The organism is Bradyrhizobium sp. LM2.9 (assembly GCF_054056555.1).
On the sequence record NZ_JBSRYJ010000002.1, the window covers coordinates 5,014,982 to 5,040,832 of the forward strand.

At 64.2% G+C, this 25,851-nt stretch carries 20 protein-coding genes and 3 pseudogenes; 14 read left to right on the forward strand and 9 right to left on the reverse strand.

Going from position 1 to position 25,851, the window contains the following annotated elements; translation table 11 throughout:
• Positions 1 to 50: 50 nt before the first annotated feature.
• A pseudogene (locus ACVWW3_RS26140) lies at positions 51 to 987 on the reverse strand (LysR family transcriptional regulator).
• A 116-nt stretch (positions 988 to 1,103) separates the two neighbouring features.
• Between ACVWW3_RS26140 and ACVWW3_RS26145 the strand changes: the two are divergent.
• The 3 genes and pseudogenes from ACVWW3_RS26145 to wrbA all read left to right on the forward strand — a co-directional run bounded on the left by ACVWW3_RS26145 (position 1,104) and on the right by wrbA (position 3,238).
• Positions 1,104 to 1,856 (forward strand): SDR family NAD(P)-dependent oxidoreductase, encoded by a 753-nt coding sequence (locus ACVWW3_RS26145; protein ID WP_456648197.1) that lies wholly within the window; start codon positions 1,104 to 1,106, stop codon positions 1,854 to 1,856.
• A 34-nt stretch (positions 1,857 to 1,890) separates the two neighbouring features.
• Positions 1,891 to 2,590 (forward strand): annotated as a pseudogene (locus ACVWW3_RS26150) (pirin family protein).
• Positions 2,591 to 2,638: 48 nt separating this feature from the next.
• Entirely contained in the window at positions 2,639 to 3,238 is a 600-nt protein-coding gene (wrbA, locus tag ACVWW3_RS26155; protein ID WP_456648195.1) for an NAD(P)H:quinone oxidoreductase, read from the forward strand.
• Between the two features lie 28 nt (positions 3,239 to 3,266).
• On the opposite strand, the gene ACVWW3_RS26160 is transcribed toward wrbA, so the two are convergent.
• The 3 genes from ACVWW3_RS26160 to ACVWW3_RS26170 all read right to left on the reverse strand — a co-directional run bounded on the left by ACVWW3_RS26160 (position 3,267) and on the right by ACVWW3_RS26170 (position 6,990).
• Positions 3,267 to 4,412, reverse strand: coding sequence for a GNAT family N-acetyltransferase (locus ACVWW3_RS26160; protein ID WP_456648194.1), 1,146 nt, complete (start codon positions 4,410 to 4,412; stop codon positions 3,267 to 3,269).
• Positions 4,413 to 4,530: 118 nt separating this feature from the next.
• The gene (locus ACVWW3_RS26165; RefSeq protein WP_456648193.1) at positions 4,531 to 5,883 is read right to left on the reverse strand and encodes an O-antigen ligase family protein; all 1,353 of its coding nucleotides are present in this window, start codon (positions 5,881 to 5,883) and stop codon (positions 4,531 to 4,533) included.
• Between the two features lie 39 nt (positions 5,884 to 5,922).
• Positions 5,923 to 6,990 carry a glycosyltransferase gene (locus tag ACVWW3_RS26170; protein WP_456648192.1) on the reverse strand — a complete coding sequence of 356 codons (1,068 nt, stop codon included), beginning with the start codon at positions 6,988 to 6,990 and terminating at the stop codon, positions 5,923 to 5,925.
• Positions 6,991 to 7,237: 247 nt separating this feature from the next.
• Between ACVWW3_RS26170 and ACVWW3_RS26175 the strand changes: the two genes are divergently transcribed.
• A complete protein-coding gene (locus ACVWW3_RS26175; RefSeq protein WP_456648191.1) occupies positions 7,238 to 8,224 on the forward strand; it encodes a glycosyltransferase in 987 nt (328 codons plus the stop codon).
• Between the two features lie 15 nt (positions 8,225 to 8,239).
• Here the strand turns inward: ACVWW3_RS26175 and ACVWW3_RS26180 are convergent, their stop codons facing one another.
• Positions 8,240 to 9,268 carry a glycosyltransferase family 2 protein gene (locus tag ACVWW3_RS26180; RefSeq protein ID WP_456648190.1) on the reverse strand — a complete coding sequence of 343 codons (1,029 nt, stop codon included), beginning with the start codon at positions 9,266 to 9,268 and terminating at the stop codon, positions 8,240 to 8,242.
• 398 nt (positions 9,269 to 9,666) lie between these two features.
• On the opposite strand from ACVWW3_RS26180, the gene ACVWW3_RS26185 reads away from it, so the two are divergent.
• The 4 genes from ACVWW3_RS26185 to ACVWW3_RS26200 all read left to right on the forward strand — a co-directional run bounded on the left by ACVWW3_RS26185 (position 9,667) and on the right by ACVWW3_RS26200 (position 14,350).
• Positions 9,667 to 10,467: a class I SAM-dependent methyltransferase gene (locus ACVWW3_RS26185; protein WP_247446226.1), complete on the forward strand. Its 801-nt coding sequence runs from the start codon at positions 9,667 to 9,669 to the stop codon at positions 10,465 to 10,467.
• A 291-nt stretch (positions 10,468 to 10,758) separates the two neighbouring features.
• The gene (locus ACVWW3_RS26190) at positions 10,759 to 13,134 is read left to right on the forward strand and encodes an exopolysaccharide transport family protein (protein WP_456648189.1); all 2,376 of its coding nucleotides are present in this window, start codon (positions 10,759 to 10,761) and stop codon (positions 13,132 to 13,134) included.
• Entirely contained in the window at positions 13,127 to 13,933 is an 807-nt protein-coding gene (locus ACVWW3_RS26195) for a WecB/TagA/CpsF family glycosyltransferase (RefSeq protein ID WP_354107252.1), read from the forward strand. Before ACVWW3_RS26190 ends, ACVWW3_RS26195 begins: the two co-directional genes overlap by 8 nt.
• Positions 13,934 to 14,008: 75 nt before the next feature.
• Positions 14,009 to 14,350, forward strand: a complete 342-nt coding sequence (locus ACVWW3_RS26200; RefSeq protein WP_456648188.1) for a hypothetical protein — start codon at positions 14,009 to 14,011, stop codon at positions 14,348 to 14,350.
• On the opposite strand, the gene ACVWW3_RS26205 is transcribed toward ACVWW3_RS26200, so the two are convergent.
• Positions 14,324 to 18,439 carry a bifunctional diguanylate cyclase/phosphodiesterase gene (locus ACVWW3_RS26205; RefSeq protein ID WP_456648187.1) on the reverse strand — a complete coding sequence of 1,372 codons (4,116 nt, stop codon included), beginning with the start codon at positions 18,437 to 18,439 and terminating at the stop codon, positions 14,324 to 14,326. The two genes, ACVWW3_RS26200 and ACVWW3_RS26205, sit on opposite strands and share 27 nt — an antisense overlap.
• A 295-nt stretch (positions 18,440 to 18,734) precedes the next feature.
• On the opposite strand from ACVWW3_RS26205, the gene ACVWW3_RS26210 reads away from it, so the two are divergent.
• Genes ACVWW3_RS26210 through ACVWW3_RS26220 form a run of 3 tightly spaced genes read left to right on the forward strand, consistent with a single transcriptional unit; the run spans position 18,735 to position 22,092 of the window.
• Positions 18,735 to 19,787: an Ldh family oxidoreductase gene (locus ACVWW3_RS26210; protein ID WP_456648186.1), complete on the forward strand. Its 1,053-nt coding sequence runs from the start codon at positions 18,735 to 18,737 to the stop codon at positions 19,785 to 19,787.
• Positions 19,788 to 19,809: 22 nt separating this feature from the next.
• The gene (locus tag ACVWW3_RS26215; protein ID WP_456648185.1) at positions 19,810 to 21,177 is read left to right on the forward strand and encodes an LLM class flavin-dependent oxidoreductase; all 1,368 of its coding nucleotides are present in this window, start codon (positions 19,810 to 19,812) and stop codon (positions 21,175 to 21,177) included.
• Positions 21,178 to 21,192: 15 nt separating this feature from the next.
• Positions 21,193 to 22,092 (forward strand): fumarylacetoacetate hydrolase family protein, encoded by a 900-nt coding sequence (locus ACVWW3_RS26220; protein WP_456672178.1) that lies wholly within the window; start codon positions 21,193 to 21,195, stop codon positions 22,090 to 22,092.
• Here ACVWW3_RS26220 and ACVWW3_RS26225 read toward each other — a convergent pair.
• Positions 22,075 to 22,995, reverse strand: coding sequence for a LysR family transcriptional regulator (locus ACVWW3_RS26225; RefSeq protein WP_247446234.1), 921 nt, complete (start codon positions 22,993 to 22,995; stop codon positions 22,075 to 22,077). The two genes, ACVWW3_RS26220 and ACVWW3_RS26225, sit on opposite strands and share 18 nt — an antisense overlap.
• Before the next feature lie 189 nt (positions 22,996 to 23,184).
• Between ACVWW3_RS26225 and ACVWW3_RS26230 the strand changes: the two genes are divergently transcribed.
• The 3 genes from ACVWW3_RS26230 to ACVWW3_RS26240 all read left to right on the forward strand — a co-directional run bounded on the left by ACVWW3_RS26230 (position 23,185) and on the right by ACVWW3_RS26240 (position 24,945).
• Complete coding sequence (locus ACVWW3_RS26230; protein WP_456648184.1) at positions 23,185 to 23,523, forward strand: hypothetical protein; 339 nt, start codon at positions 23,185 to 23,187, stop codon at positions 23,521 to 23,523.
• Positions 23,524 to 23,599: 76 nt separating this feature from the next.
• Complete coding sequence (locus tag ACVWW3_RS26235) at positions 23,600 to 24,127, forward strand: hypothetical protein (RefSeq protein ID WP_456648183.1); 528 nt, start codon at positions 23,600 to 23,602, stop codon at positions 24,125 to 24,127.
• A complete protein-coding gene (locus ACVWW3_RS26240; protein ID WP_456648182.1) occupies positions 24,124 to 24,945 on the forward strand; it encodes an MFS transporter in 822 nt (273 codons plus the stop codon). The genes ACVWW3_RS26235 and ACVWW3_RS26240 overlap by 4 nt, the downstream gene beginning before the upstream one ends.
• Before the next feature lie 7 nt (positions 24,946 to 24,952).
• On the opposite strand, the pseudogene ACVWW3_RS26245 reads toward ACVWW3_RS26240, so the two are convergent.
• Both ACVWW3_RS26245 and ACVWW3_RS26250 read right to left on the reverse strand, forming a co-directional pair.
• Positions 24,953 to 25,060 (reverse strand): annotated as a pseudogene (locus ACVWW3_RS26245) (AsnC family transcriptional regulator); the annotation flags it as partial.
• 14 nt (positions 25,061 to 25,074) lie between these two features.
• Positions 25,075 to 25,827, reverse strand: coding sequence for an IS5 family transposase (locus ACVWW3_RS26250; RefSeq protein WP_456672179.1), 753 nt, complete (start codon positions 25,825 to 25,827; stop codon positions 25,075 to 25,077).
• Positions 25,828 to 25,851: the final 24 nt, after the last annotated feature.

Sequence of the window (25,851 nt, forward strand, 5' to 3'; positions counted from 1 at the left end):
TGGATTGCTTCGCTGCGCTCGCAATGACGAGGGTGTTGAAGCCGCTCGCTCTACGACGGCTTTGTCTTTCCGCGCGCCCGCCGCTTGCACGTACCCGGCAGCTTCGCCGCGAGAAAATCGCCGAGCGCTTCGACACGTGCGGGGCGCGGGCCGCCGGGTGGCGTCACCAGATGAACGGCGCCTTCGGCCTGCTTCCAGTCTTTCAGGATGACTTCGACCTCGCCGGAGGCGATGGCCTCGCCGACGATGAACTCCGGCAGTTCGGCGATGCCGAGACCCGCGATCAGCGCCGGCATCACGGCTTCGCCATTGTTGACGCGAAGCTGTCCGCCCGGACGTACACTGGCCTGTTCGCCGGCCGAATTGGTGTAGTGCCAGACATTCGGCGTCGAGAGGTAGGCATAGCTGAAGCACTTGTGCTCGGCGAGATGCATGGGATGCGTCGGCCGTCCCTGGCGTTTGAGATAGGGACGGCGACGCCACCGTGAAGCGCGGCATGGTGAACAGCCGTCGCGCGATCAGCGAGGAATCCGGCAACCGCGCGATCCGCACTGCCATGTCGAAACCTTCGCCGATCAAATCGACGGTCGCATCACTCAGGTGCAGATCGACGGAGACTTCCGGATAGGCTTCGAAGAACTCCGGCAGCAACGGCGCCACCGCCTTGATCCCGAACGTCATGGGCACGGCGAGCCGCACCAGCCCGCGGGGCGCTACCGATTGCGCCAGCGCCTCGTTCTCCGCCGCCTCGCCGTCGGACAAAAGGCGCGTCGCACGCTCGGCGAGCTTATGCCCGGCATCGGTCAACGCGAGCCGGCGTGAGGTGCGGTTGAATAGCCGGGCGCCGAGCCGCTCTTCGAGGCGCGTGACCGCCTTGGACACCGTCGCCTTGGACATCGCGAGCTCGCCCGCGGCACCCGCAAACGACCGTAATTCCACGACTTTTGCGAAAATCGCGAGCGCCTCGAAATCGGGGAGTTTTGCCATGGAACCGGTCCAATTGGGTTATTAATGGAAACAATGTGTTTCAACAGTTTCTATTTCTATACCACAAGCGGAGGCTTATCCAAGGGTCATCAGAAATTCAGGAATGGAGAAATCCAATGACCAAGAAGCTCTCAGGCAAGGTTGCCCTCGTCACCGGCGGCTCGCGCGGTATCGGCGCGGCCTCTGCCCGCGCACTCGCCGATCAAGGTGCGGACGTCGCCATCAGCTATGTCGCGTCACCCGAAAAGGCCGAAGCGGTCGTCACTGAACTGAAGGCAAAGGGCGTCAGGGCCCGCGCCTTCAGGGCGGACCAGGCCTCGGCCAAGGACGTGACGCAGCTCGTCAACGACGTGGCGAAGGAGTTTGGCCATCTCGACATTCTCGTCAACAATGCTGGCGTTGCGAGCGGCGGTGCGATCGACGATGCGAATGCCGACACCGAGGCGCTGGCCCGCCAGGATGCGATCAACGTGCATGGCGTGATCGCGGCGATCCGCGCCGCCTCGCAGTTGATGGGTGAAGGCGGCCGCATCGTCACTGTTGGTTCGATGCTTGCCGACCGCGCCTCGTTCCCGGGCCTTGCCGACTACGTCGCCACCAAGGCGGCCGTCGTCGGCTACACCAAGGGCGTGGCGCGCGACCTCGGCCCGCGCGGCATCACCGTGAATGTGGTGCAGCCCGGCTCGATCGACACCGACATGAATCCGAAGGACGGCGGCGAGTTCGCCGAGACCCAGCGCAAGCAGCACGCGCTGCAGCGCTTCGGCCGCCCCGAGGAGGTGGCGGCCGGCGTCGTCTTCCTCGCAAGCCCGGAAGCCTCCTTCGTCACCGGCACCGTCCTCAACGTCGACGGCGGTTTCGGCGCCTAGGCGCCCCAATATCCCAATATAAGGAATTACGCAGATGATCGAACTCAGACCCTTCGCAAAGCTCGGCGGCGCCGATCACGGCTGGCTCAACGCCAAGCACCATTTCTCCTTCGCGAGTCACTACGACCCCAACAACATGGGTCACGGCGCCTTGCGGGTGTGGAACGACGACGAGATCGCGCCGAACACGGGCTTTCCCGCCCATCCCCACGCCAACATGGAAATCATCACCTATGTGCGCGAGGGCGCGATCACCCATCAGGACAGCCTCGGCAACGAGGGCCGCACTGAAGCGGGCGACGTGCAGGTGATGAGCGCCGGCAGCGGCATCCGACATTCCGAGTACAATCTCGAGCCGACCAAGACACGGATCTTCCAGATCTGGATCGAGCCGACCGCGCGCGGCGGACAACCGACCTGGGGCTCGAAGCCGTTTCCGAAAGGAGACCGCTCGGGCAACCTCGTCACCATCGCGAGCGGCTTCGAGGGTGACACGGACGCGCTGCCGATCCGCGCCGATGCGCGGGTGCTCGCCACCACGCTGAAAGCCGGCGAGAGCGCGGAATACCAACCGCAAAAGTCGCGGCACCTCTATCTTGTGCCCGCAGCGGGGTTCAGTCGAGGTCAACGGCGTCCGCGTCAATGCTCGCGACGGCGCCGCGATCTGCGACGAGGACAGATTGAAGATCACGGCTCTGGAAGACACCGAGCTCGTGCTGGTCGACGCGGCGTAAGCGCCACTCATACGGAACACCTCAAATCACCTTTCAACGGAGACCATCATGACCAAAGTTCTCGTCCTCTATTACTCCGCCTATGGCCACATCGAAACAATGGCCAACGCCGTTGCCGAAGGCGCGCGCGAAGCCGGCGTCAATGTCGACATCAAGCGCGTGCCCGAACTGGTGCCGGCCGAGGTCGCCAAAGCGTCCTATTACAAGGTCGACCAGGCTGCACCCGTCGCCAAAATCGAAGACCTCGCCAATTACGACGCGATCATCGTCGGCACCGGCACCCGCTTCGGTCGCATGGCCTCGCAGATGGCGAACTTCCTCGACCAGGCCGGCGGGCTCTGGGCCAAGGGCGCGTTGCACGGCAAGGTCGGGGGCGCCTTCACGTCGAGCGCGACCCAGCACGGCGGTCAGGAGACGACGCTGTTCTCGATCATCACCAACCTCCTCCATTTCGGCATGGTCGTGGTCGGCATGAACTACGGCTTCGCCGGCCAGATGAAGCTCGACGAGGTCACCGGCGGCGCGCCCTACGGCGCCACCACGATCACCGGCGGCGACGGCAGCCGCCAGCCCAGCGCCAACGAACTCGCCGGCGCACGCTATCAGGGACGCCAGATCGCGGAGACCGCCAAGAAGCTACATGGCTAGGCTTCACGGCTGATGCGAGGGGGCGGCGTCAGCGCCTCCCCTTGCCCATGGCCCGCGCCGCGAGGACGGCGAGCCTGGGGTGACGGCGCAGGCCCTGCGCGGCATGATCGCGCAACGCGAAGGGCATGCCGCGCCAGGACAGCGCGACGCTGACATCGGTCAGCGGCACCGGCTCGGCGCCGAAGCGGCGCTTGTAGTCCTGGTTGCCGATGCTGAGGTCGAAACGGCGCACGCCTTCTGCATGCAGCGCTGCCATGGTGCGCTCGGTCACCAGCAGCCCTGGCGAGCAGCTCGACCATGAATTGCCGGCGTGGCTGATGCGCAGGAGAAAATAGGTCGCACCAAACCTGACGCCGAGCGTGGTGGCGACGATGGCCTCGTCGCACACCAGCGCCGAGATGACGGCGTAACCGTCCGCGACACCCTGGCGGGCGATTTCGCGATAGAACTGCGCATGGGTTTCGTCGTTGAGGACGAAGCGCGAACCGAGCTTTTGCATGCGCGCCTGCTGCTGGACATCCATCACGTCCAGTAGCTCGCGCGCACGCGCGACATCGGTGGCGACCTCGAATCGCGCGCCGCCATGACGGCTGAAGACGCGCCAGCAGCGCGGCATCTGCATGCGCTTGATCGAAGCCTGGTAGTCTTCATAATCGTCGCCGGTCAGCACGAGGTTGCCGTTGAGCGAGCAGGACCCGATCCGGCCGAGCGACGCCAGCGGATTCGGGTTGCCGCCGACATGGGCTGGCATCTTCTTCAGGCGCAGCAGATCGAATCGATCGGGCAATGCGCGCAATGCGTCGATCAGCGCCTTGCCGATCGCATCCGTTGCCGCCGCGTCCAACGCGGCATCGAGCGCCAGGATCGGCGCGTTGTTGTCGGAGACGCCGAAATCCGCGAATTCGACGATGCGGATGCCGCGCCTGAGGTGGCTGATCATCGGCACCACCGCAATGTCCCTGCCGGTCGCGGCATCGGAGATCAATGCAATCAGCGGCGCGAGGTCGTGGAACGCTTTGTACCAGGCGCCGAGCCAATAACCATGCTGAAACGCAGTGCGATGACCAGCGTTCAGGCGCGATGCGGCGTGCCGCCAGTCACGCACGAAATCGACCGCGATTCCCGACGTGCTGGACACAAGACCATTTGGTTGCTCGACGCTGAGGAACGTCATCCGCGGTGCTTACGATTACTGAATGTTTCCAGATAGATTGTGTTTTGTCGCAGACCACAAGCGACGTCACTGCTTATCGTTAAGCCAATGCCACTGCCGCACCGGTTGCGACAAGCCGTCAGGTTTCAAGTTCCTTTCGCGTCACACATTGGAACCTGGCCAGGAAGTGCAGGCCGGCCGCAGCAACAGCGAACATGAACCAGATCGGATTCTGCCGTTCGAGCAGGAAGGTCTCGGTCGCTCCGTAGTACAGGCCGAACAGCCACACGGTCAGGAACAGCTTTGCCAGCGCGCGACTGCGATTGTGTGTCCGGGCCGACTGGAAATTGCCGAGCGGCGCGAGCACGAAGACGAGGATCACGAGCACAAGACCCGGCAGGCCGATGGTGACCGCGAGGTCGAGATAGCTGTTGTGACTGTGCGCCGCGGTCGTCGCCCATTCGGCGCCCTGGGCGGTCTGCCGCGCGGTGACGTCGTCCCAGAACGCCGCATAGCCGTGGCCGGTGATCGGCTTCTCGGCGACGGCTGCGAGCGCGAACTCCCAGATGGCGGAGCGGCCGGTGAAGGTGGGGTCGAGCGGAAGCAGCCGCGTCATCGCTCCGAGCGCCGGGCTCAAGACACTGCCGACCGTCAGCAAATTCATCACGATCAGCGGCACGAAACAGATGATCCGCTTCAGCCACAAGCTTGGCGTGACGCAGACCAGCGACGCGAGCGCGTAGATCGCTAGGCATAGCACCGAGGACGTCTTGCCGCCGGTGAAGATCAGGAAGAGTCCGGCCAGCGCGGCGATCGCCGGACCCATCACGAACGATCCGACGGCGGACAGGTAAATGCCGACATAAACCAGGATGGTCATCACCGGCGAGGCGATGTTCTTGTGGCCAAAGCTCCCGCGCCAGTCGCCGGCCAGCTGCGGCTCCGTGACGTCGAGTGCGGTGTGGATCGAATATTGCGGCGCGAGGAAGACGCCGAGATAGCAGAGTGCGAGCAGGACGAGCGCGGCGCCACCAAGACACAGGTTGAAGCTGCGCTGCGTCGGCGGCAGCAACGGCAACAGCACGGCAAGCGACATCACGCTGGCCGCAAGCACGAAGCGCTGAATCGAAACGCCGCGGCTCTCGGAAAAGACGATGTTGATCAACAGCCAGCCGACCAGGCAGAGATGCAGCGGTGTCACCAGGGTCTTCAGCGCGGGCGCATCCGTTGCGGCGACGAACAGCACCGCGACCGCAGCCAACAGGCCCCAGGAGACATAGGTGAGCGCCATCCGTCCGCCGACGACGGTGATGACATCCTCGCTGCGCAGATCCGGAAACGGATCGAGCGTTACCAGCACAAGGAGCAGCGCCGCGACTGCGACGAGGCAACGCCCCGCCCGCACGGCGTTGACCCCCGCAAGCCCGTCGCGCAGGACGTAGCCGAACGATCGGGCCTCGACGTCAGTCATGTCAGCGACGCTGCGATCCATGGCTCAAGGCTGCCCGGGAAACTGGGGAAGCTCCAAGTCTTAGCCGATCCCTGTTAAGCATCCGTCAACCAGTACACCGGAGCTCTGCGGCACAGCCTGCTGCCGCACGATGCTCCGCGCGATCTCGTAATATTGCAGCGCGCGCTGTTCCAACGTGAGATTGTCGAGCACGAAGCCGCGCGGATCGAACGTATCAGCGGCGCACCCGGCCCAGAAATCGTCCCAACCCGCCCCGAACCCCGCGACGTCGACGAACTTGGCGCCGCAACGATCGTCCCAATACGGCACCGACGACACGGGCGCGAACTGGACACGATGCGGATAATAATCGGCGTCCCGCCAGGGGCCACCGGGATCCCAGGCGAGCACCGGCACGCCGCAGGACAACGCCTGCTGATAAGCGATGCCCTGGCTCTCGTTCTGGCACAGGAAGATCATCGCACGCGAGCGCGCGAGCGCGGCCTGATAGTCGTCCTCCTTGTAACTGCCGTAACGCAGTTCCGTGAACGAGCGGCCCTCTCTGGTGAGCCGGGCGCGCACCGGCTCGATCAGCTCCGAAGCATAGCGCTCGCGGTCCCAGTTGACCTTGTCGTAGATCAGGACGTCGACGGTCTTTTGCGACGTCAGCGACGGCGCCCAGAGATCCGTGTCGATACCGACCGGCCAGGCCTCCGTTTCGGGCCAATGCGGCCGGTACATGTCGGCGTACCACGGGCCGGGCACCACCACCTTCTTGACCGGCAGGCGCTTGAACAGGTCGGGATCGTCGAGCGGATGATTATGGGCGGCGACGCCGAGCAGGATCGGATTCTTCCACGCAAACTTGTCGAGCAGGAAGGTGCGCCCGATGATGCAGGCGAGTTCGCCCGGATGCTGCGCGATGTAGCCATAATCGTTGACGCGATAGCGGATGCCGAGCCGATCGAGCCCCGCACGGAGATTGAGGAACACGCGCAGCTGCCCGCTCATACGCGGCTCGCCGAGCAGCATGCGGCGCGCCATGCGCCGCAGATGCCGGTCGCCGGAAAACCAGCGATCGTCCTTGTCCTCGTAGAAGAGGTTGAGAACCATGTCGTCGGGATCGTAGTCGAATGTCTTTGCGGGCACTGGGTCCATCCGCGGGAAGTTCGGTGCGCATTCTCGCATGGGACCGGCTGTCGCACTCTTCCAAATTTGCCACAGGCTTAATGCCGCCGGCTTAACGCTATTCTACAAAACCAGCGCCGCGCCGGCCTTCGCGGCAACGATTTCACCGGAATGCGAGTATCATTTGCGGCGCCCAAGGTTGCGATCAATCGCATTGCCAATGCGCAGACGCACCCTGGTTAACAGACCCTTAAAGGCGAACCGTAGCTTGATTACCGCCGAAGAAATTCTCGAACTACCGGCCACATCACGCGTCGCTCCGGCGGCGCGCTTGCCGCTGCAAATCAGCTCCACTACATCGGTGTCCGTCGTCATTCCGGCCAAGAACGTCGCGGCCTATGTCGGCGAAACCCTCGCCAGCGCACTGGCGCAAGCCGAAATCACCGAAGTGATCGTCGTGGACGACGGTTCGACCGACGACACCACGGCCATCGTCCGTGCCATCCGTGACCCGCGGCTGCGCCTGTTGACCAACGACGCCGCCGGCGTATCGGCGGCGCGCAATCTCGGCGCGCGGCATGCGAGCGGCCAATGGCTGCTCTTCCTCGATGCCGACGATCGCCTGCGGCCCGGCGCGGTCGCCGCGCTGCTGGCGGCCGCGCGTGGTGCTCCGCGCGCGGTTCTCGTTTACGGTGACTACAACACGATCGACAGCGACGGACGGCAGATCGGTCGACGGGATCTGCTGAAAGGACGCCGCAAACCGTCCGGTGATGTGCTGGCGCGGCTCGCGGCCGGCAACTTCATCGTCAATGGCGGCATCGCGCTCGCGCGTGCGGAGGCGTTTCGCGCCATCGGCGGCTTCGACGTCTCACTCAGATATTGCGAGGACTGGCACTGCTGGTGCCGCCTTGCCGCGATCGGTGAATTCGAGTTTGCGCCAAACCTTCTGCTCGACTACCGCCTGCACACGGCCAACACCATGAACGCGGCGGTTCGGAAGCCGCAGGATTTCTTCCCGGCCATCGCGCGGGTGTTCGACGACGGGCTGATCATGGCGCGACTACCCGCGGGCATGGCAGCCGGGCTGCGCCAGGCCGCCGAGGTTCATCTCGTCACATATTCGGCGATGCAAGCGGTCCGCTTCGGCAGATATCGCCAGGCCTTCGCCTATCTCGGGATGGTCGGCCGCCGCTCGCTCAAATCGCTGCCACGCGCCGCGGTCAGGGTCGCCCTCGCCTGCTTCGGCATCTAATCCCTCACTCCGGCGTCAGGATACGATCTTCGAGGCTTCATAGGGCTTCGGCTCGATGCCGAACGCCGCAAGCATGGAGCCGAGCGCGACCAGCGCAGGATGCATCGCGACGACGGGCTTTGATGTCACGAGCAGGCGAGCGGATCGGACCAGCGACAGCGGCAACCTCCCGAGCATCTGCGCAAACACCCGCGCCCGCGCTCCCGCGCCCTGCGCGGCCTTCGACTGCACACGATAATTGATTGCACCGATACGCAGACCACGCTTGGCGATCCAGCCGGGGCTGGTGCGGTTTTGCGGCACCGTCTCGGTGATGACTGCCTCCGCAGTCCAGTGGAACGTCATGCCGGCATCGCGGCATCGCACGAAGAAATCGCAATCGCCGCCGCCGAGGAAGTTGAAGCGCAGGTCGAAGGCGGGACGGTCGAACCGCTCGAACGCCGCGCGCGTGATCAGGCAATTGCCGCAGCCATAGATCAGCGGCACCGCGCCGCTGTAATCATAGGCGGGGCAGAAGGCGGGATGGCGCGAAAGCCAGGGCTTGCTGTCGTCTTCGAAGACCGGCAGCACCGGCCCGCCGACAACATCGGCGCCGGTCGCATCCGCGGTGCGAACCATCAGCTCGAGCCAGTCGGGCGAAGCGATCTCGTCGTCGTCGATCATCAGGAAGCGGGTCGCGGCGGGAAACAGCGCCTGCGCCGTCTCGAACGCGGCGTTGATCGCCTGGACGTTGCCTTGCCGTTTTTCGACCAGGCAGACGCCCTGGAGCCTTCCGCCGGCGAGATACTCCGCGGCCACCGGTGCGCTTTCGCGCCGTACCGCGTCGTTCTCGACCATGACGACGGCGAAGGAGCGCGGGGTACGCTGGCTGACGAGCGAGTCCAGCGTCAGCCGCAGATGCTGCGGACGGCGGAAGCAGGGGATGCAGACGACGATGCCGACCGACAGGTCGATAATTCGGGAGCTCGCCGCGATCTCCCGGTTGGGATCGCGCCCGGCATCCGAGATACGCGCGGCGGACAAGTCTGTCGGGATCAATGTCATGACGTTCTAGATGTCCGATATAGATTGAAAAAGCCCTGCTTCGATCCCGCGGATCGGCGCCGTTTCGCAACGGCAGAGCGCCGCGGGACAGATCCGCCCCAGAATGAACGGCTGGCGTGGGGCTCGCGACGGCGCAAATCTCCGGCCATCACGGTGCAATACCATTCGCTTAACCGCCATCGCGTGTTTCTGCCGCAAAACCTTGCGCATGTGATAGTGCAATTCGCGGTCCATCGCGCGGGCGGCGGCCCGACATGGATGATGCCGTAGTTAACGCCCGTGCGCGTTAACTCGACCGTAAGCACCAAGACCGGTGAAGCTGCGCGGCATCAGATTTGCTCTTCGGGCATGCGAGATTTTTCCTGTAAATTTAAGTCGAACAAGCGCGGTCAGAAAATATGAACAAGCCAGCCACGATCGATTTCGCAACAGCCACGGCGGTCCAAATTCCCGCGGCCATTGCACCCCCTCAGGCGCTGCACGATCTCGTCCCCGGAGAAGCGCGCGACAGCCTGCTCGCCGTCCACGACGTACTGCGCCGCATATTGCCGCAGGGCCAGCTCGCCACCTACGAAGCCGGCGGCGGCTCGTGCAGCGTTCTGCCACCGGAATTGCTGAGCCGCAGCAAGGTCACCGTCGTCGACATTGACGAGGACCAGGTCCGCAACAACAGCTACGCGGACGAAGCGATCCTCGGCGACGTCCAGACCTACCGCTTCGGGCGCGAAACCTTCGATCTGGTGATCTGCTACAATGTGATCGAGCATCTGCCCCATGTCGACGCCGCGCTCCTTAATTTCCGCGATGCGCTCAAGCGCGGTGGGATGATCCTGATCGGCGCGCCCAATCCGCGCTCGCTGTCCGGCGTCGTCACCAAATACTCGCCGCACTGGTTCCACGTCTGGTTCTACCGGCACATCCGCGGCATCAAGGATGCCGGCCTGCCGGGGGAGCCGCCGTTCCCGACTTTCTTCCATCCCCTGGTGACGCTGCCGAGGCTCGAAGCGTTCGCGGTCGCCAATGGCCTTGAGATGGTCTACCGCCGTGAGGTCGAGAGCCCGCGCTATCCCGAGATGCGCCGGAGCAAGCCGCTATTCGCAACCCTGGTGGACGCCGGCGCCGCCGTGCTGAACGCCGTGCTTCCGCGCGGGACCGACGTCCGCCGCGGCGACTATCACGTCATCCTGCGGAAAAATTGACGGCCATGGTGAGCGCGCGGCCGATCGCACGACGAGCGAAGCCTCGTGGCCACGCCGCACGCGGTAACGAACCGTTAATCTCTGAAGGACCGCGCCGTCGCACGCGTCGCAGCGACGCGTCGAAGGGTGGCATGCGTTTAAACGCTTTGTTTGCCATTTCGGTGAATAGTCCCTCAATGAGTATGGTTAATTTTCCCTGTTGCGTTGATTGGGCACCTATATCTCAGGTGCGTTGCGTAGAGCGAAGAGTAACCCCTCAGCACGCGACAGTTGGAATGAAAGCTGGGGATCATGCTAGACTATAACCAGCCGATAGACCCGGCCAGACCAGAGGTCCCGCAACAGCGGCCTCAGGCCGGCTTCAACGTGCTGGAGCTTGTCAATTTACTCTGGCGGCGGAAGATCGCGATTGCCGCTGCAGCCCTGCTCGGCGCGACCCTTGCCGTCACCTTGGGCAAGAGCCTGACGCCCCACTACACCGCCACCGCCCAGCTCTATGTCGACCCGCGCGAGCTCCAGCTCGTCGATCGTGAGCTCACGCCCCGCGCGCAGGACGTCTCCGGCATGGCGATGGTGATCGAGAGCCAGGCGCGCCTGATCACCTCCAACAGCGTGCTGCTCAAAGTCATCCAGCAGACCGATCTGGACAAGGACCCCGAATTCGGTGGCGGCGGTGACGGCAAGAGCCTGATCTCGTCACTGCTCGGCCTGATCGGCCTTCAGCCCCGCGCGCCCTCGACCGCGGAGAAGAAGGAAGTGCAGCTCGCGGCGCTCGAGGCGCTGAACCGGCACATCACGATCCGCAAGACCGAGAAGAGTTTCATTGTCGACATCGAGGTCTGGTCGACCGATCCGGCGAAAGCAGCGATGCTCGCCAACGCGCTGACCAGCACCTACCTGACGGAATCCCGCAACTCGCAGGCTTCGGCAGCGCGGCGCGCCACCAACGATCTCTCCGGCCGCCTGAAGGAGTTGCGCGAGCGGCTGCGCAACGCCGAGACCGGGCTTGCGACTTACAAGGCCCAGAACAATTTCGTCGGCACCCAGGACGCCCTGATCAGCGACCAGCAGCTCTCCGCCAGCAACCAGCGGCTTTCCGCCGCCCGCGCAGCGACGATGGATGCGCAGGCGCGTCTCGACCAGATCGAGGCGAGCCGGCGCACGACAGCGGATGCGGGGGCGAATTCCGAGGCGCTGCAATCGCCGACCATCGCGAACCTGCGCGCACAATACGCCGACGCGCGCAAGAAATATGCGGAGCAGACCGGCGAGCTCGGCCCCCGTCATCCGGCGCTGCGCCAGACCGAGAAGCAGGTCGAGGATCTCAAGCGCACCATCAACGAAGAGATCGACCGCTTCGCCCAGTCCGCCAAGAACGATTTGACGCGCGCCCGCGACTTTGAAGCCTCGCTCAACCGGGCGCTGGAGGCGCAGAAGCGGCAGAGCGTCCAGCTCAGCCAGGCCGCCGTGCGTCTGCGCGAGCTCGAGCGCGAAGTCGATGCCAGCCGCGACGTCTATCAATCCTTCCTCAAGCGCTCGCGCGAGACCGAGGAGCAGGAGACGCTGAACACTTCGGCGGCCCGCGTCATCGGCGAAGCGACGGTGCCGCAGCGGCGCTCGTTCCCACCGGCGATGAGCCTGTTCGCCATGATCGGCTTCGTCTTCGGCGCGATCGCTGCATCGAGCTGGTTCGTCGCCGCCGAAATGTTACTCGCCGGTGCGTCCGTGCCGGCACCCGCGCCGGCCCGTCCCAATCGCGCTCCGGTGCCGCAAGCTCCCCGAGTTCCAGAGCCTTCGCGGGCTCAGGAGACTGCACGACCTCAGCAGGTTTCGCGAACCCCGGAAGTCGCGCAGGCTCTCCCGGAGCTTGCCGCACCACCGCTGCAACCATCGATGGCTGAAAAGCCCTTGATCGAAAAGCCGCTGATCGCCCGCCTCCAGGAGGCCGACGTCATCCACACGCTCGGCGCCATTCTCGCCACCGGCAGCGGCGTCGACCTCACCCGTCTGGGTTGGCCGACGCTGCGCCCGGGTTTTCCGCTGACGACGCTGCTCAACGCCTGGCGCGACATGCGCGCCGCGGTGGCACGCCGTACGGGCGGCAAGGCGATGCCGGTCATCGCACTCGTCGGTGCCAGTGAGACCACCGGGCGCAGCGTAACCGCGCTGAATTTCGCGCTCGCGGCGGCGCGCGACGGCGCTCGCGTGCTGATGATCGATGCAGACCATCAGGCACACTCGCTCTCGAACAAGGTCAACCGTGCCGGCAAGAGCGAGCCGAGCAAGCTCGGCTGGCTTTCGATCGGCAGCAAGGTCGCGCGCGAGATCAAGACACTCAACGGCATCTCGGTATTGCCGGCCGCCGAAAGCGACGCCGGCAAGGCCACTGACGCCATCCGCAAGGCCATCGAGCAGGCGCGCTCCGCCGGCGGCTATGACCTCGTGATCCTCGACGGCCCCGCGGCGCCACTCACGGGCGCCAGCCGCAAACTGCTCGATGATGCCGACGCGCTGGTGGCGGTGCTGCCGACCAGCCTCGACATCAACGATGGCCTCGAAGAGATATTGAACACGCTCGGCCGCGCGGAGCGCAAGCTCGTCGGCGTCGTGCTCGACGAGCTCACCCCCGCAACCCAAGCGCGCCAGCGAGGCAGACAATATGCTTGAGCGTCGCATCAATCTGGAGGGCCGGGCCGCAACCGCCGACGTGCCGCGGATCACGGTCGGCGGCCTTCGCATGGCCGCACTCGACCTGGAAGCGACCGCCGACTTCATGATCGAGGCAACCGATCCGCGTCATCGCATCGGCCGCCCGCTGTTCCTGACTTCGGCGAATGGCGAGGTGCTGGCGCGGTGTTCGACAGAACCGCAGACCGAGCGCCTGTTCCGTGCCGCCGACCTGATCAACGCCGACGGCCAGCCGCTGGTGGCGGCCTCAAAACTGCAATCCTGGTTTCCACTGCCCGAGCGCGTCGCGACCACCGACCTGTTCCACGTCGTCGCGCGCAAGGCGGAAGCGCTGGGCCGCACCTTCTACATGCTCGGTGCCAGCGAGGCCGAGAACGCCGCAGCGGTCGAGAATGTTCGTCGCCTGTATCCGGACCTCAAGATCGTCGGACACAGCCACGGCTACCTCCGGGGCGAGACGCTGCGCGCGAAGGTCGAGGAGATCAATGCGCTCGCGCCGGACTATCTGTGGGTCGCGTTCGGCGTGCCCAACGAGCAGGCATTCGTTGAGGAATTCACCCCGCATCTCACCAATGTCGGCGTCATCAAGACATCCGGCGGCTTGTTCAACTTCTTGTCGGGCAGCCGGTCGCGCGCCCCGCAATGGATGCAGAAGATCGGACTCGAATGGGTCTGGCGCACCTTGCTGGAGCCGCGACGCCTGTTCTGGCGCTATTTGACCACCAATCCCCGCGCGATCTATCTTCTCTTCAGCCGCAAACGGCCCTTCAATCGCTGAGAAACGTCGAGATGGCCGAGCGACGGACTGTCCGTCGGCCTGCTTTCAGGCGCGACCCGAGGGAGCACGGAACGAATGCATCAGGCCGCAAGCCTGCAATTCGAGCGCGTGATGGATGAACTCGTCCTCTGGCATGCCGTGCCGGAGGACGAACGATCGCCGGCGCCGGCCTGGTGGTGGGGTCCGGCAATGGCGTTGTTCGACGCGCACGAGCCGATGCCACACGCGTGGTGTTCTGAACTCGGTCTGAGCCACGACTCGAGCTTTGCCGAAGGCGCCCATGCCCTGCTCGCCCTGTTCGCCAAACAGACCTCGCTGACCTGGCCGGATGATTTTCCGCGCAAGGCGGAAATCAAGAAAGACGACGTCCGCGAGCTGCACCCGCAGCCGTTAGACGACAGCTCGTTTCAACCGTAGCGCAGCGGCTTCGGTGGCGGCCTGGTCCGGCTCCGGCTGGAGCGGCGGTGCGACAGCCAGCTCAATCGGTCGCAGCAACTCCGCCATCTGGCGCGCCGGCAACGGCTTGGCGATCAGGAAGCCCTGCATTTCGTCGCAGCCATGGGCGCGCAAGAAAGCTTCCTGTTCGACGTTCTCGACGCCTTCCGCGACGACGGTCATGCCGAGCGCCTTGCCCATGCTGATGATCGCCTGTGCGATCGCCTGGTCTTCCGAATCCTGCGGCAGGTCCCGCACGAAGGAGCGGTCGATCTTGATGGTGTCGATCGGAAAATGCTTCATCAGCGACATCGACGAATAGCCAGTGCCGAAATCGTCGATGGCGAGACGAATGCCGCGACTCTGGATGGCGTCGAGCACCTTCAGCGCGCGCCCGACATTACGCATCATCATGCTCTCGGTGACTTCCAACTGGAGCAGCACCGGCGACATGCCGCTGGCGGCCAGCGCCTCGTCGACGTCCTGCAACAGATGTTCGTCGACAAACTGACGCGGCGACAGGTTGACTGCCATCGACACCGGCAACAAGCCGCGGCGCTGCCAAGCCATGGCCTGCGCGCAGGCCTCCCTTACCACCCAGCGGCCGATCGGCACGATCAGCCCGGTCTCTTCCGCAAGCGGAATGAACTGCGCCGGCGAGATGCTGCCGAGATCAGGATGTGTCCAGCGCAGCAGCGCTTCCACGCCGGTGATCTGGCCGGTCTCCATGTCCACCTTGGGCTGGTAGTTCAGCGAAAACTGTTCGCGCTCCAGCGCCCGGCGCAACGCGCTCTCCAGCGACAGCCGTTCTATCGACTGGGTCTTCACTTCCTTGGAGAAGAAGCGGTGGCCGTTCTTGCCGTCTTCCTTGGCGAGATACATCGCCATATCGGCGTTCTTGGTCAGCGTCTGCACGTCGGCGCCGTTGGCCGGATACATCGCGATGCCGATCGAGGCCGTGGTGTGGCACTCGTGCCCGGCCAGCTCCATGGGCTCGGCGAGCGCCTTCAGCAGCCCGGTCGCGATGCGCTGGACGTCGTCGATCTCACCGCACTGGTCGAGAATCACCACGAACTCGTCGCCGCCGAGCCGCGCCACGACGTCGCTTGCCCGCAGCGCACCGCGCAGCCGGTTCGCCACTTCGAGCAGGAGCAGGTCGCCGGCCTCGTGTCCCAGTGAATCGTTGATAACCTTGAAACGGTCGAGGTCGATGAAAAGCACCGCGAAGCGGTGATCGTGGCGCTGCGCCGCGTCGATTGCCTCCCGCAGCAGCCCGTTGAACGTCTCGCGGTTCGGCAGGTCGGTCAGGCTGTCGTGAGAGGCGAGGTACTCGATCCGCTCGTCCGCCTCGTCCTTCTCGTCCGCGCGATCGAAATTCTCCATCGCGAAGGAGACGTTGTCGGCGAGGCGCTGCAACAGCTCGACGAACTCGACCGTGAAGGTACCCGGTTCGGTCGACATGTAGATCATGACACCGACGGCCTGATCGTGCGCGACGAGCGGAAACGCCGCGCCAGACCGCGCGCCGTCGTTGCGGACGATAGCGTGGAAGACGCGGACGCGGTCGTCGTTCAGATAGTCGTTGCTGATGCAGGGCTGGCGGGTGCGGAACGCCGTGCCGCTCATTCCGCGCCCCTCGGGTCGCTCGGGGTCGACGGAGAGACGGACGTTGCGCGTGGTGTCGGCGGACGGCCCGGCCGCCGACACGATCTCGAGCTGGTCGCTGCCTGCCCTGGCCAGCGCAATCGTGGTCGAGGTGAACTTGGCGCCGTTCGACGCTGCCAGGCAAACGAGGTCGAACAGCTCGGCCCGCGACTTCGCCCGCATGATCGCTTCGTTAGTCGCGCTCAGCGCCGCGAACATGCGCGTCAGGCGCTCCTTCTGCGCCTCGGTGCGGGCCTTTTCCTCGGCGCGCTCGAAATTGTCGAGCGCGAACGACACGTTCTCGGCAAGCCGTCCCAGCAGCTGGATGAGATCCGGCGTGAACGTGCCCTCGTCCGGCGAGAGGAACAGCAGCACGCCGATCGCCTCACAGCCATTGCTGAGCAACGGGAAGCAGGCGCCCGATTTCGTGCCCTGGATGCGAGCGATCTGATGCCAATGGGCCGTACGGACGTCGGTAAGAAGCTCGTTGGCGACGCAAGGGGCGCGCGTACGGAACGTCGTGCCGGCCAGCCCCCGGCCTTCCGGATCGCCAGCCGACGTCGAGAACCGCCATTGCTTGACCTGATAGCAGCTCTCGCCCTTGGTCATGGCAATGTCGAGGTAATGCCCGGTCTCGTCCACGAGTGCGATGGTCGCGGAGGAGAAGGTGTCGCCGAGCACCGCCGCCTCGCAGATCACCTCGAACAGTTCGGCGCGGGTCTTCACCCGCATGATCGCTTCGTTGGTCGCGGTCAGCGCCTCGAGCATGCCGCGCAGACGGTTGCGCTGCATATCGGCCTTCGCCTTCTCGTCGGCCCGGTCGAAATTCTCCAGCGCGAAGGCGACATTGGCCTGGAGCTTGCGCAGCAGCTCGATGAATTCGCCCGTGAAGGTGTCGCGCTCCGGAGAGTTGAACAGGAACACGCCTTCGACCTGGTCGCCGTTGAAGAGCGGCAACGACGCGGAGGACGCGATCCCGTTGCGGCGGGCGCTGGCCTGCCACGGCGCAATGCGATCGTCGGCGAGCACGTCGTTGCTGACGGCGGGCTGGCGCGTGCGGAATGAGGTGCCGGTCAGCCCGCGGCCTTCGGGCACATCGTCGCAGGTCGAGAATTTGAAGTTGCGAACCTGATCCGCGTTCGGTCCGTAGCAGGAGACGACACGCAGCAGTTCGGCGTGATGATCGGCGAGCGCAATGGTGACCGAAGTGAACTTGGCTCCCTTCGCCGTCGCCTCGCAGACAAGGTCGAACAGCTCGGAGCGCGACCGCGCGCGCAAGATCGCCTCGTTGGTGGCGCTCAGCGCCGCATACATGCGTGCCAGGCGCTCTTCTTCTCTGGCGATCTTGGCTTTTTCAGCCTCGCGCCCGAAATTCTCGAGCGCGAACGAGACGTTCTCAGCCATCCGCAAGAGGAGCGCGACGATCTCCTCGTCCTTGGCCCAGGATCGGCTGATGAAGAACAAGAGCACGCCGACACTTTCACCGTGCCTGATCAGCGGCGCGACCACGCAGGCGGCAACGCCAGTGTTGACGTTGGCGCGCTCCCACGGAGTGCCCCTGGTGCGGCGAGCGAGATCGTCCTCGACGATCGGCTTTTGCGTCCGGAACACCTCGCCGGATATGCCCTTGCCGCAGGGATTTTCCGGATCGATCGAATAGCGTGCCTGGGTGACCAGCTCGAGGTTCTGCCCGGTGGAGGCGACCGGCTTCATCCAGTGAGAATCCGGCTCGCGAAGCAACACGATAGTCGCCAGCGATTCGCCGCTGTGCACGGATGCGTCGCACACGAGCTGATACAGCTCCTGCTCGCTCTTGGCGCGCAGGATGGCCTCGTTGGTTGCGCTGATCGCGCCGTACATGCGGTTGAGCCGGCGCATCGCCCGCACGCCGGTCTGCCGTGCAGTCTCGCGCGCGAAATTGTCCAGAGCATAGGAAATGTTGGCCGACATGCGCTCGAACAGCGACACCATTTGATCGCTTAGCGAACCGGCCTCACTGCGGGTCACGAGCAGCACGCCGACGCTCTTGCCGCTGCACAGAAGCGGCAACGCCGCCGCGGCGCCGACATGCGCCTTAAACGCGCCCTCGCGCCACGCGAGCGAGCGCGGATCGTTCAGAAAATCGTTGCTGATGCAGAGCTTCCGGCTGCGGAAGGCCTCCCCGCTGACGCCCGATCCCTCGGCGCTTCCGGCTTCCGTGGTGATCTCGATTGCGCTCAACCGCGCGACGTCGTCGCCGCGGCCGGCGGCAAAGCGCAGCAGACGGCCGTCCGAATCCACGAGGAACACGGCGACCGCCATGAAGTCCCCGCTCGAAAACCCGGCGTCGCAGACCTTCTGGTACAGCTCGTCCGGCGATTTCGCGTAGAGGATCGCTTCATTTATGGCGCTCAACGCCGCAAAGGTGCGCGCGAGTGTCGTCGTCACGATCTCAACTCCCCGGGCATTTCTGCCTTTTTTTCCCGGGTGACGTTATGACTGGCGATCGCCTAAGTGGTCGTTATTGCGCGCAGCAAACCCTCGATCAAAGTGAACGAGCTGCGAACAGCCGGCGGGAAACTGTCGAAAATGCCGCCGCACGGGACAAATCTTCAACCAAAGGCGCGTGCTCTCTACGAATTTGCAGCCCTGTATTGGTTTACGGGAGATTGATATCGCTCGCGCGCTTTGAGACGATGGCTCTCAGCAACCGCCCACCAAGGGCGAGGACCGAGGAAACGCGATGCCCATCGTCAAGGCCGACCGCCTCACGCGCGTCAGCGCCGTGCTGCTTCGTGCCGCCGGAGCTTCCGAGGAAGAGGCTGACGCGGTCGCGATCGGCTGCGTCAACGCCAATCTCGCCGGCCATGATTCCCACGGCGTGATCGCTGTTCCCACCTACATCGACCGTATCAAGGCTGGCCACATCGTGCCCGGCGCCAAATGGAGCATCGTCCGGGAATCGCCGACGACGACCGTGATCGACGGCCATTGGGGTTTCGGCTTCCACGTCAACGCCAAGGCGATGGCGCTGACGATCGAGAAGGCGAAGACGGCGAATGTCGCCGCTTGCACCGTGTTCCGGCAAAGCCATGTCGGCCGCCTCGCCGCCTATCCGCTGATGGCGATGCGCGAAGGCATGATCGGGATCGCAACGGCAGATTCCGGCCGCTCACCGAAACACGTGGCGCCGTTCGGCGGCAAGGAGGCGCGGCTTGGCACCAATCCGATCTCGATCGCGGTGCCGTCCGATCTCGATGCGCCCTTCTACCTGGACATGGCGACCTCTGCGGTGGCGGCCGGCAAGATCCAGCTCGCGGTCGCCCGCGGCGAGGAGATTCCGACGGGATGGATCATCGATGCCGAAGGACGACACACCACCGATCCGACCCAATACCGCAAGGGCGGGGCCCTGCTGCCGCTCGGCGGCACCGAGGGCTACAAGGGCAGCGGCCTCGCCGCCATGGTCGAGGTCCTTTGCGGCCTGCTCACCGGCCTCGGCTTCGGCGTCGAGCCGACGGGACGGCACAATGACGGCTGCTTCATGGCGGTGTTCAACGTCGCAGCGTTCCGCCCGCTGAAGGCGTTCAAGCGTGAGGTCGCGGATTTCGCGCGATACCTGAAATCGACTCCGCCGTCCGAGGGCAGCAAGGGCGTCTACTATCCCGGTGAGATCGAAGGCGTGCGCGAGCAGCAGCGCCTGCGCGACGGCATCGAGATCGAGGATGCGACCTGGGAAAAACTGCGGGCGCTGGCGCGCGAATACGGACTCGATACGGTCCTCGATCTGGCCTGACGGTATTTTGGAGAACAGCAGCATGGCGCGACAGATGGTACTGGTCGGCTTCCTCCAGGCGCAAAACTGCACGAATCTGCCGAGCTCGTGGCGGCATCCGGACTCGCGCGACGATTCGATGTCGGCGGACTATTATCAAGAGATCGCCAGGATCCTCGAAGCCGGCAAGTTCCACATGGCGTTCTTCGACGATCGCCTGGCGATGCCGGACCGCTACGGCAACGATCACGCCCACACCGTCGAATACGGCATCCGCTGCGTGAAGATGGACCCGCTGATCGTGCTGACCACGATGGGTATGGTTACAGAGAAGCTCGGGTTGGGGGCGACCGGCTCGACGACTTATTTCGAACCTTTCGACATCGCCCGCCGCTTCGCAACGCTCGATCTGATGTCCGGTGGACGCGCCGGGTGGAACGTCGTCACCTCGCTCAACGACGGCGAGGCACACAATATGGGGCGCGCCTCTCATCCCGAACATGATTCGCGGTACGACAAGGCCGACGAGTTCATGGAGGTGGTGCTCGGCCATTGGGATACCTGGGAAGACGGCGCGCTCATCATGGACAAAAAGAGCGGCCGCTTTGCCGATCCGGCCAAGGTAAAGCGGCTCGATCACAGGGGGCCGGCGTTCAAGTCCCGCGGTCCGTTCACCGTGCCGCGTTCGGACCAGGGCCATCCCGTGATCATCCAGGCCGGCGCGTCCGGCCGCGGCCAGCGCTTTGCAGGACGATGGGGTGAGGTGATCTTCACCGCCGCGCGCAACCTCGCCGCCGCCAAGGAAGGCTATGCGGCGGTGCGTAACGAGGCCGCGAAAGCCGGCCGCGATCCGGAAGCGATGTTCCTCTGCAACCTGACGACGCCGGTCTGCGCCGCGACCAAAGCCGAGGCCGAAGACAAGATGGCGCTGATCAACAAGCTGCCGCTGCAGATCGACGCGCTGTCGCTGCTGGCCGAAGCGCTCAACTACGATTTCGCCTCCAAGGATCTCGACGCGCCGCTGACGACGGAAGAGCTGAAGAGCATGCAGGGCATTCTGGGCATCCGCGACGGCGTGCTCAAGAACTCTGGAAAGAGCAATCCGAGCGCGCGCGACTTCGTCACCTTTTCCGGCCGCGGTCAGGTCCAGGATGCGATGGTCGGCGGTCCCAAGGAGATCGCGGACAAGCTCGAAGAGATGTTCGTCGAGCGCGGCTGCGACGGGTTTGTCATCGCCGCGACCTATGTGCCCGGCTCCTATGCCGACTTCGTGCAACATATCGTACCGGAATTGCAGCGGCGCGGCTTATTCCAGAAGGAGTATCGCGGCAAGACGCTGCGGGAAAATCTCGGGCTCAAGCGGCCGGCCGCCGGCGCCTGGAAAATGCAGCCGCGCCATGCCGCGGAATAGCAACGGAGACACGGCATGCGCTGGCTGAAATTCACCGCCTCGGACAAGGCTTCATGGGGAATCGTCGAGGGCGACCAGGTGATCGCGGTCACCGGCGATCCGTTTGGCGAATGGCAGCGCACCTCGCGCACGCATCCGCTGTCGCAGGTCAAGATCGAGCTGCCGCTGATCCCGCGCACGTTTTACTGCGTCGGCCTGAACTACCTGAAACACCTGAAAGAGGCCGCCGACAAGCGCGGCGAGGTGCCGGCCGTGCCTGATCGGCCCGAGATCGGCTATCGCGCACAGAACGCGCTGATCGCCCATGACGAGGAGGTCGTGATCCCGTCTTTTGCGACGGACAAGATCCACTATGAAGGCGAGCTCGTCGTCGTCATCGGCAAGAAGGTGAAGCATCTCACCAAACAGACCGCGATGGATTGCGTGTTCGGCTACACCATCGGCAACGACGTCAGCGAGCGGAGCTGGCAGAAGGCCGACCGCAGCCTGTGGCGGTCGAAGAACGCCGACACGTTCAAGCCGATGGGCCCATGGATCGAAACCGAGGCCGATCTTGCGAAAATGGAAACCGTCGTCCGGGTCAATGGCAAGGAGACCAACCGCTTCCACACCAACGACATGATCTTCGGCGTGGTGGCGTTCCTGGTGGAGCTGACGAAATACTTCACACTGTGGCCCGGCGATGTGATCTGGATGGGTACCGACGGTGCGTCGCCGGACATCAAGCACGGCGATGTCGTGGAGATCGACATCACCGGTGTCGGGACGCTGCGGAACAGGTTCGTGCGGGGAGGAGCGGTAGGCTGCTTGCGTGGTGGGGCACGGCGCAGGAACACTTTTGCGCACCCCGCAGCTCGATCAAAACGGCAGCGTCAGTTCGTTAGATCCGGACTCGGATCAGCTTGTGGCTCCTGAGCGGCCCTTCACATGATCGATAAAGGCTCGCAACTTCGGCATGATTTGTCGATGGCCGGGATAGTAGAGGAACACCCCCGGCGTCATCGGCGCGAATTGCTCCAGCACGTGGACGAGTTTTCCCGTCGTCAAGGCACCGGCGGCGAGCGGTGCGGGCACTTGCGCAAGACCTACACCCTCGACGGCAGCGCCGAGCATCGTGGGAAAGTCGTTGGCGATGAAAGGTCCCGAAACGGCGATCTCGATCGAACGCCCGTTGTCGTTGAGGGACCATGATGCAAGCGCACCGTTCGATCGCCGCAATCTCAGGCACGCGTGCTCACGCAGATTGTCCGGGCGCTCGGGCCAGCCGCGGCGGTCGAGGTAAGCCGGGCTGCCCACGATGATGAGCGGCAGCGGCTTCGTCAGCCGCACCGCGATCATGTCTGGGGTGATGAACTGGCCCATCCTGATGCCGGCGTCAAAACCTCCGGCAGCGAGGTCGACCAGCTCTTCGCTTGCAGCAAGCTCCACCTCAATCTCGGGAAACGCCCGGCAGAACGACGCGACCACCGGCTCCAGCAGGATCGGCACGACCGAGCGCGGTACGGTGAGACGCAGGAGACCGGCCGGCCGCTGTCCGAGCTCACGCGCCGCCCCGCTTGCTGCGATGAGCTCTTCGAAGGCTGGTCTTGCGCGAGCAAAGAACCTTTCGCCGGCTTCGGTCAGACCGACGCTGCGGGTCGTGCGGATGAAGAGCGCCGCGCCCACGCGCGCCTCGAGCGCTCGTACCGCCTGACTGATGGCCGATGGCGTGACCCCGAGTTCAGCGGCCGCCCGGCGGAAACTGCGGTGCTGGGCGACACTCAGGAACGCCTCCACGCCGTCGAGTGCACCGTGCCTGACTGTGAAGTTCTGCTTCATAACCCATCAACATTATCGCGAATAGTCGCCGGTGCAAAGCAGCCTTACATCCAGCCTGCAAGCAGCACCGCCGCATGCGCTGACACTCGCGACACCACGGCGACCGCCGTGATCGGAGAAATGAGACCGATGAAAGCAATCCGTCACGCCGTCTTGGCACTCACCCTCACATTGATAGGTGCGACTTCCATGGCCGATACATCCCCTGCCCAAGCACAAGCCGCATCGCCCACAACCGGGGTGATGGTCATCCTGTCCGTCAGGCCAGGCGTCACACGCGAACAGGTCATGGCCGTCATGCCCGATGAAATCAGGCAGACCGTACAGCTCTATCTCAATGGAAAGGTTCGTGAATGGTATTCGCGGTCCGACGGGCGCGGAGCCGTCTTCCTGCTGGATGTCAAGGATGTCATCGAAGGGCGCGCCATCATGGACGCCCTGCCGCTCGCCAAGCAGGATCTCATCGATCACGAATACATTGCAGTCGGTCCGCTGATGCCGCTCCGGCTGCTCATGACCAAACCCTGAGCGCGCGTCGACGCCGGATCGAAACGACCGGCTTCGACTCACTCGACCGGACGGACAATCACAAGGACATCCGAACGTGCCACCGAGCTTTAACCTTCCGTTCGTTCTCAGCGTCGCCGGGGCTTTCCTGACAAGCTCGGTGGTGGCCGCCATCTATGTTTGGCCGGCGCTCCGCGCCATGCCGCGCCATGACGCCCTGAGACTTCTCGCTGCGTTCCATGCGTTCAGGTTCTTGGGGATGAACTTCATGGTTGCCGGATTCGTGTCTTCGGAGTTGAGCCCGGATTTCGCCAGCGAGGTCGGATGGGGAGATCTCATCGCCGCCACGCTCGCGCTCATGTCGATGGCAGCGCTGTCCTGGCGATGGTCGATCGCCGTTCCGATGGTCTGGATATTCAACGTCTGGGGCACGCTGGACCTTTTAAATGCGTACTACATGGGCGTAACCAAAATCCAGAATCCGGGCCTGTTCGGCGCCGGAATTTATATCCCGGCCCTCTACGTGCCGCTGCTGCTCGTCAGCCATATTCTCGTCTTCATGCTTCTCTTGAGGGCCGGATCAGCGGAAGAAGCCACCGTGACGCAGCGGGAGGAACGCCGATGAACGCCGATACTGTTTCCGCTGCCGTGATGGCCCCGCGGCCCGCCTGGCTCAGCCTGATGTGGATCGTTGCGTTCACGACGCTGTGGACCTGGTTGATCTACGCGCTACCCGCGCTTCCGGAGAGCGGCTTTCCGGCCCTTGGCGTTCGGCTGATGGCCCACGGGCTGATAGCGCTTGGCTTGTGGATCGGTCTCGAAAGCACAGCGTTCACGCCAAGACAACGCCAGGCGACCTGGCTAGCCGTCATGGTTCCTTTCACGCTGTGGGCAGCCGTCACCTGGACGGCAGCCATCAACGGCGCATTCCGCACCGGTGCCTCCTCCCTGCCGCTGCTTCCGGCGGCGATGCTGCTGCCCGTGATCGTCGCTGCTCCGGTGTTGCTGCTGTCGAAGCGGGTGGGACAGTTGCTCGATGCAATGCCGATGACGTGGCTCATCGCCCTGCAGCTTTACCGCGTCTTTGGCAGCCAATGGCTCGTTTACTGGCTGTGGGGGGTGATGCCGGGCCTATGGGCGCTGCCGGCAGGAACTGGCGATGTGTTGACCGGCCTGTTCGCGGTACCGGCGGCGATTGCCCTGGCGACCGGAACGGTCGAGGGTCGAAAAACGGCGATGCTTTGGAACATCTTCGGCCTCGCTGATTTCGCCGTCGCGATCACCTTGGGGATGATCATGTCGCCGGGTCCGTTCCAGCTCATCATTCCAGAGGGCCCGGCCATGGCTGTAGACACCTTTCCGAATGTGCTGACCCCTACCTTCGTGGTGCCGAGCTCGATCCTCTTGCATATGCTGTCGCTGCGCCAACTGCGGCGCGGATGAAGTTGCCTCAAAACGGCAGCGCGACGCTGGTCTTGATTTCCTTCAGCACCACGTTGCTGCGGACGTAGCGAATGCCGGGGATGCGGAACATGAACTCGTCGAGGAATCTGTTGTAGGGTCTGTTGGGATTCATCTGGAGTTTATCGCGGCCGCGGCCAGATAGATCATTGAAGTGAAGCTCTGGTCGGTCTTGTCGGCGCGCATTGCGATGCGCTTGAATTCCTTGAGCTTGCCGAAGAAGTTCTCGATGAGATGCCGCCATTTGTACATCTCCTTGTCGATGGCGAGAGGCTGTGCACGGCGCGGATGCTGGGAGATGACGACTTTGGCGCCACGCGCTTCGAGTTCGGCGATGATGGCGTTGCTATCGAAGGCCTTATCAGCGATCAGCGCGTTGAAGGCCAATCCCTCGATGAGCGGCGGCACGCCCACCGTATCGAAACGCTGTCCCGGCAGGAGCACGAAGCGCACGAGATTGCCGAGCGCATCGGTGAGCGCCAGAATTTTGGTGGTCATGCCGCCCTTTCGAGCGGCCGATCGCCTGGCTTTGCGTCCCCCTTTTGCGCCCAGACCGTGGCGGTGGACCTTGACGATGGTGGCGTCGACCATGGCGTATTCCATGTCGGGATCGTCGGAGATGGCCTCGAACAGCCGCTTCCAGACATCCGCCTTCACCCAGTCGCGAAAGCGCGTGAATGTGCTATTCCAGTGGCCGAACATCGCCGGCAGATCCCGCCAGGGACTGCCGGTTCGGGCGATCCACAGAACGGCCTCGACAAACAGTCGGTTGTCCTTGCCGCTGCGGCCCGGATCTCCCGGCTTGCCAAGACAATGCGGCTCCATCTTCGCCCATTGGGCGTCAGTCAAAACGAATCGGTCCATCCCAAGCTTGAATCACAACCAAGC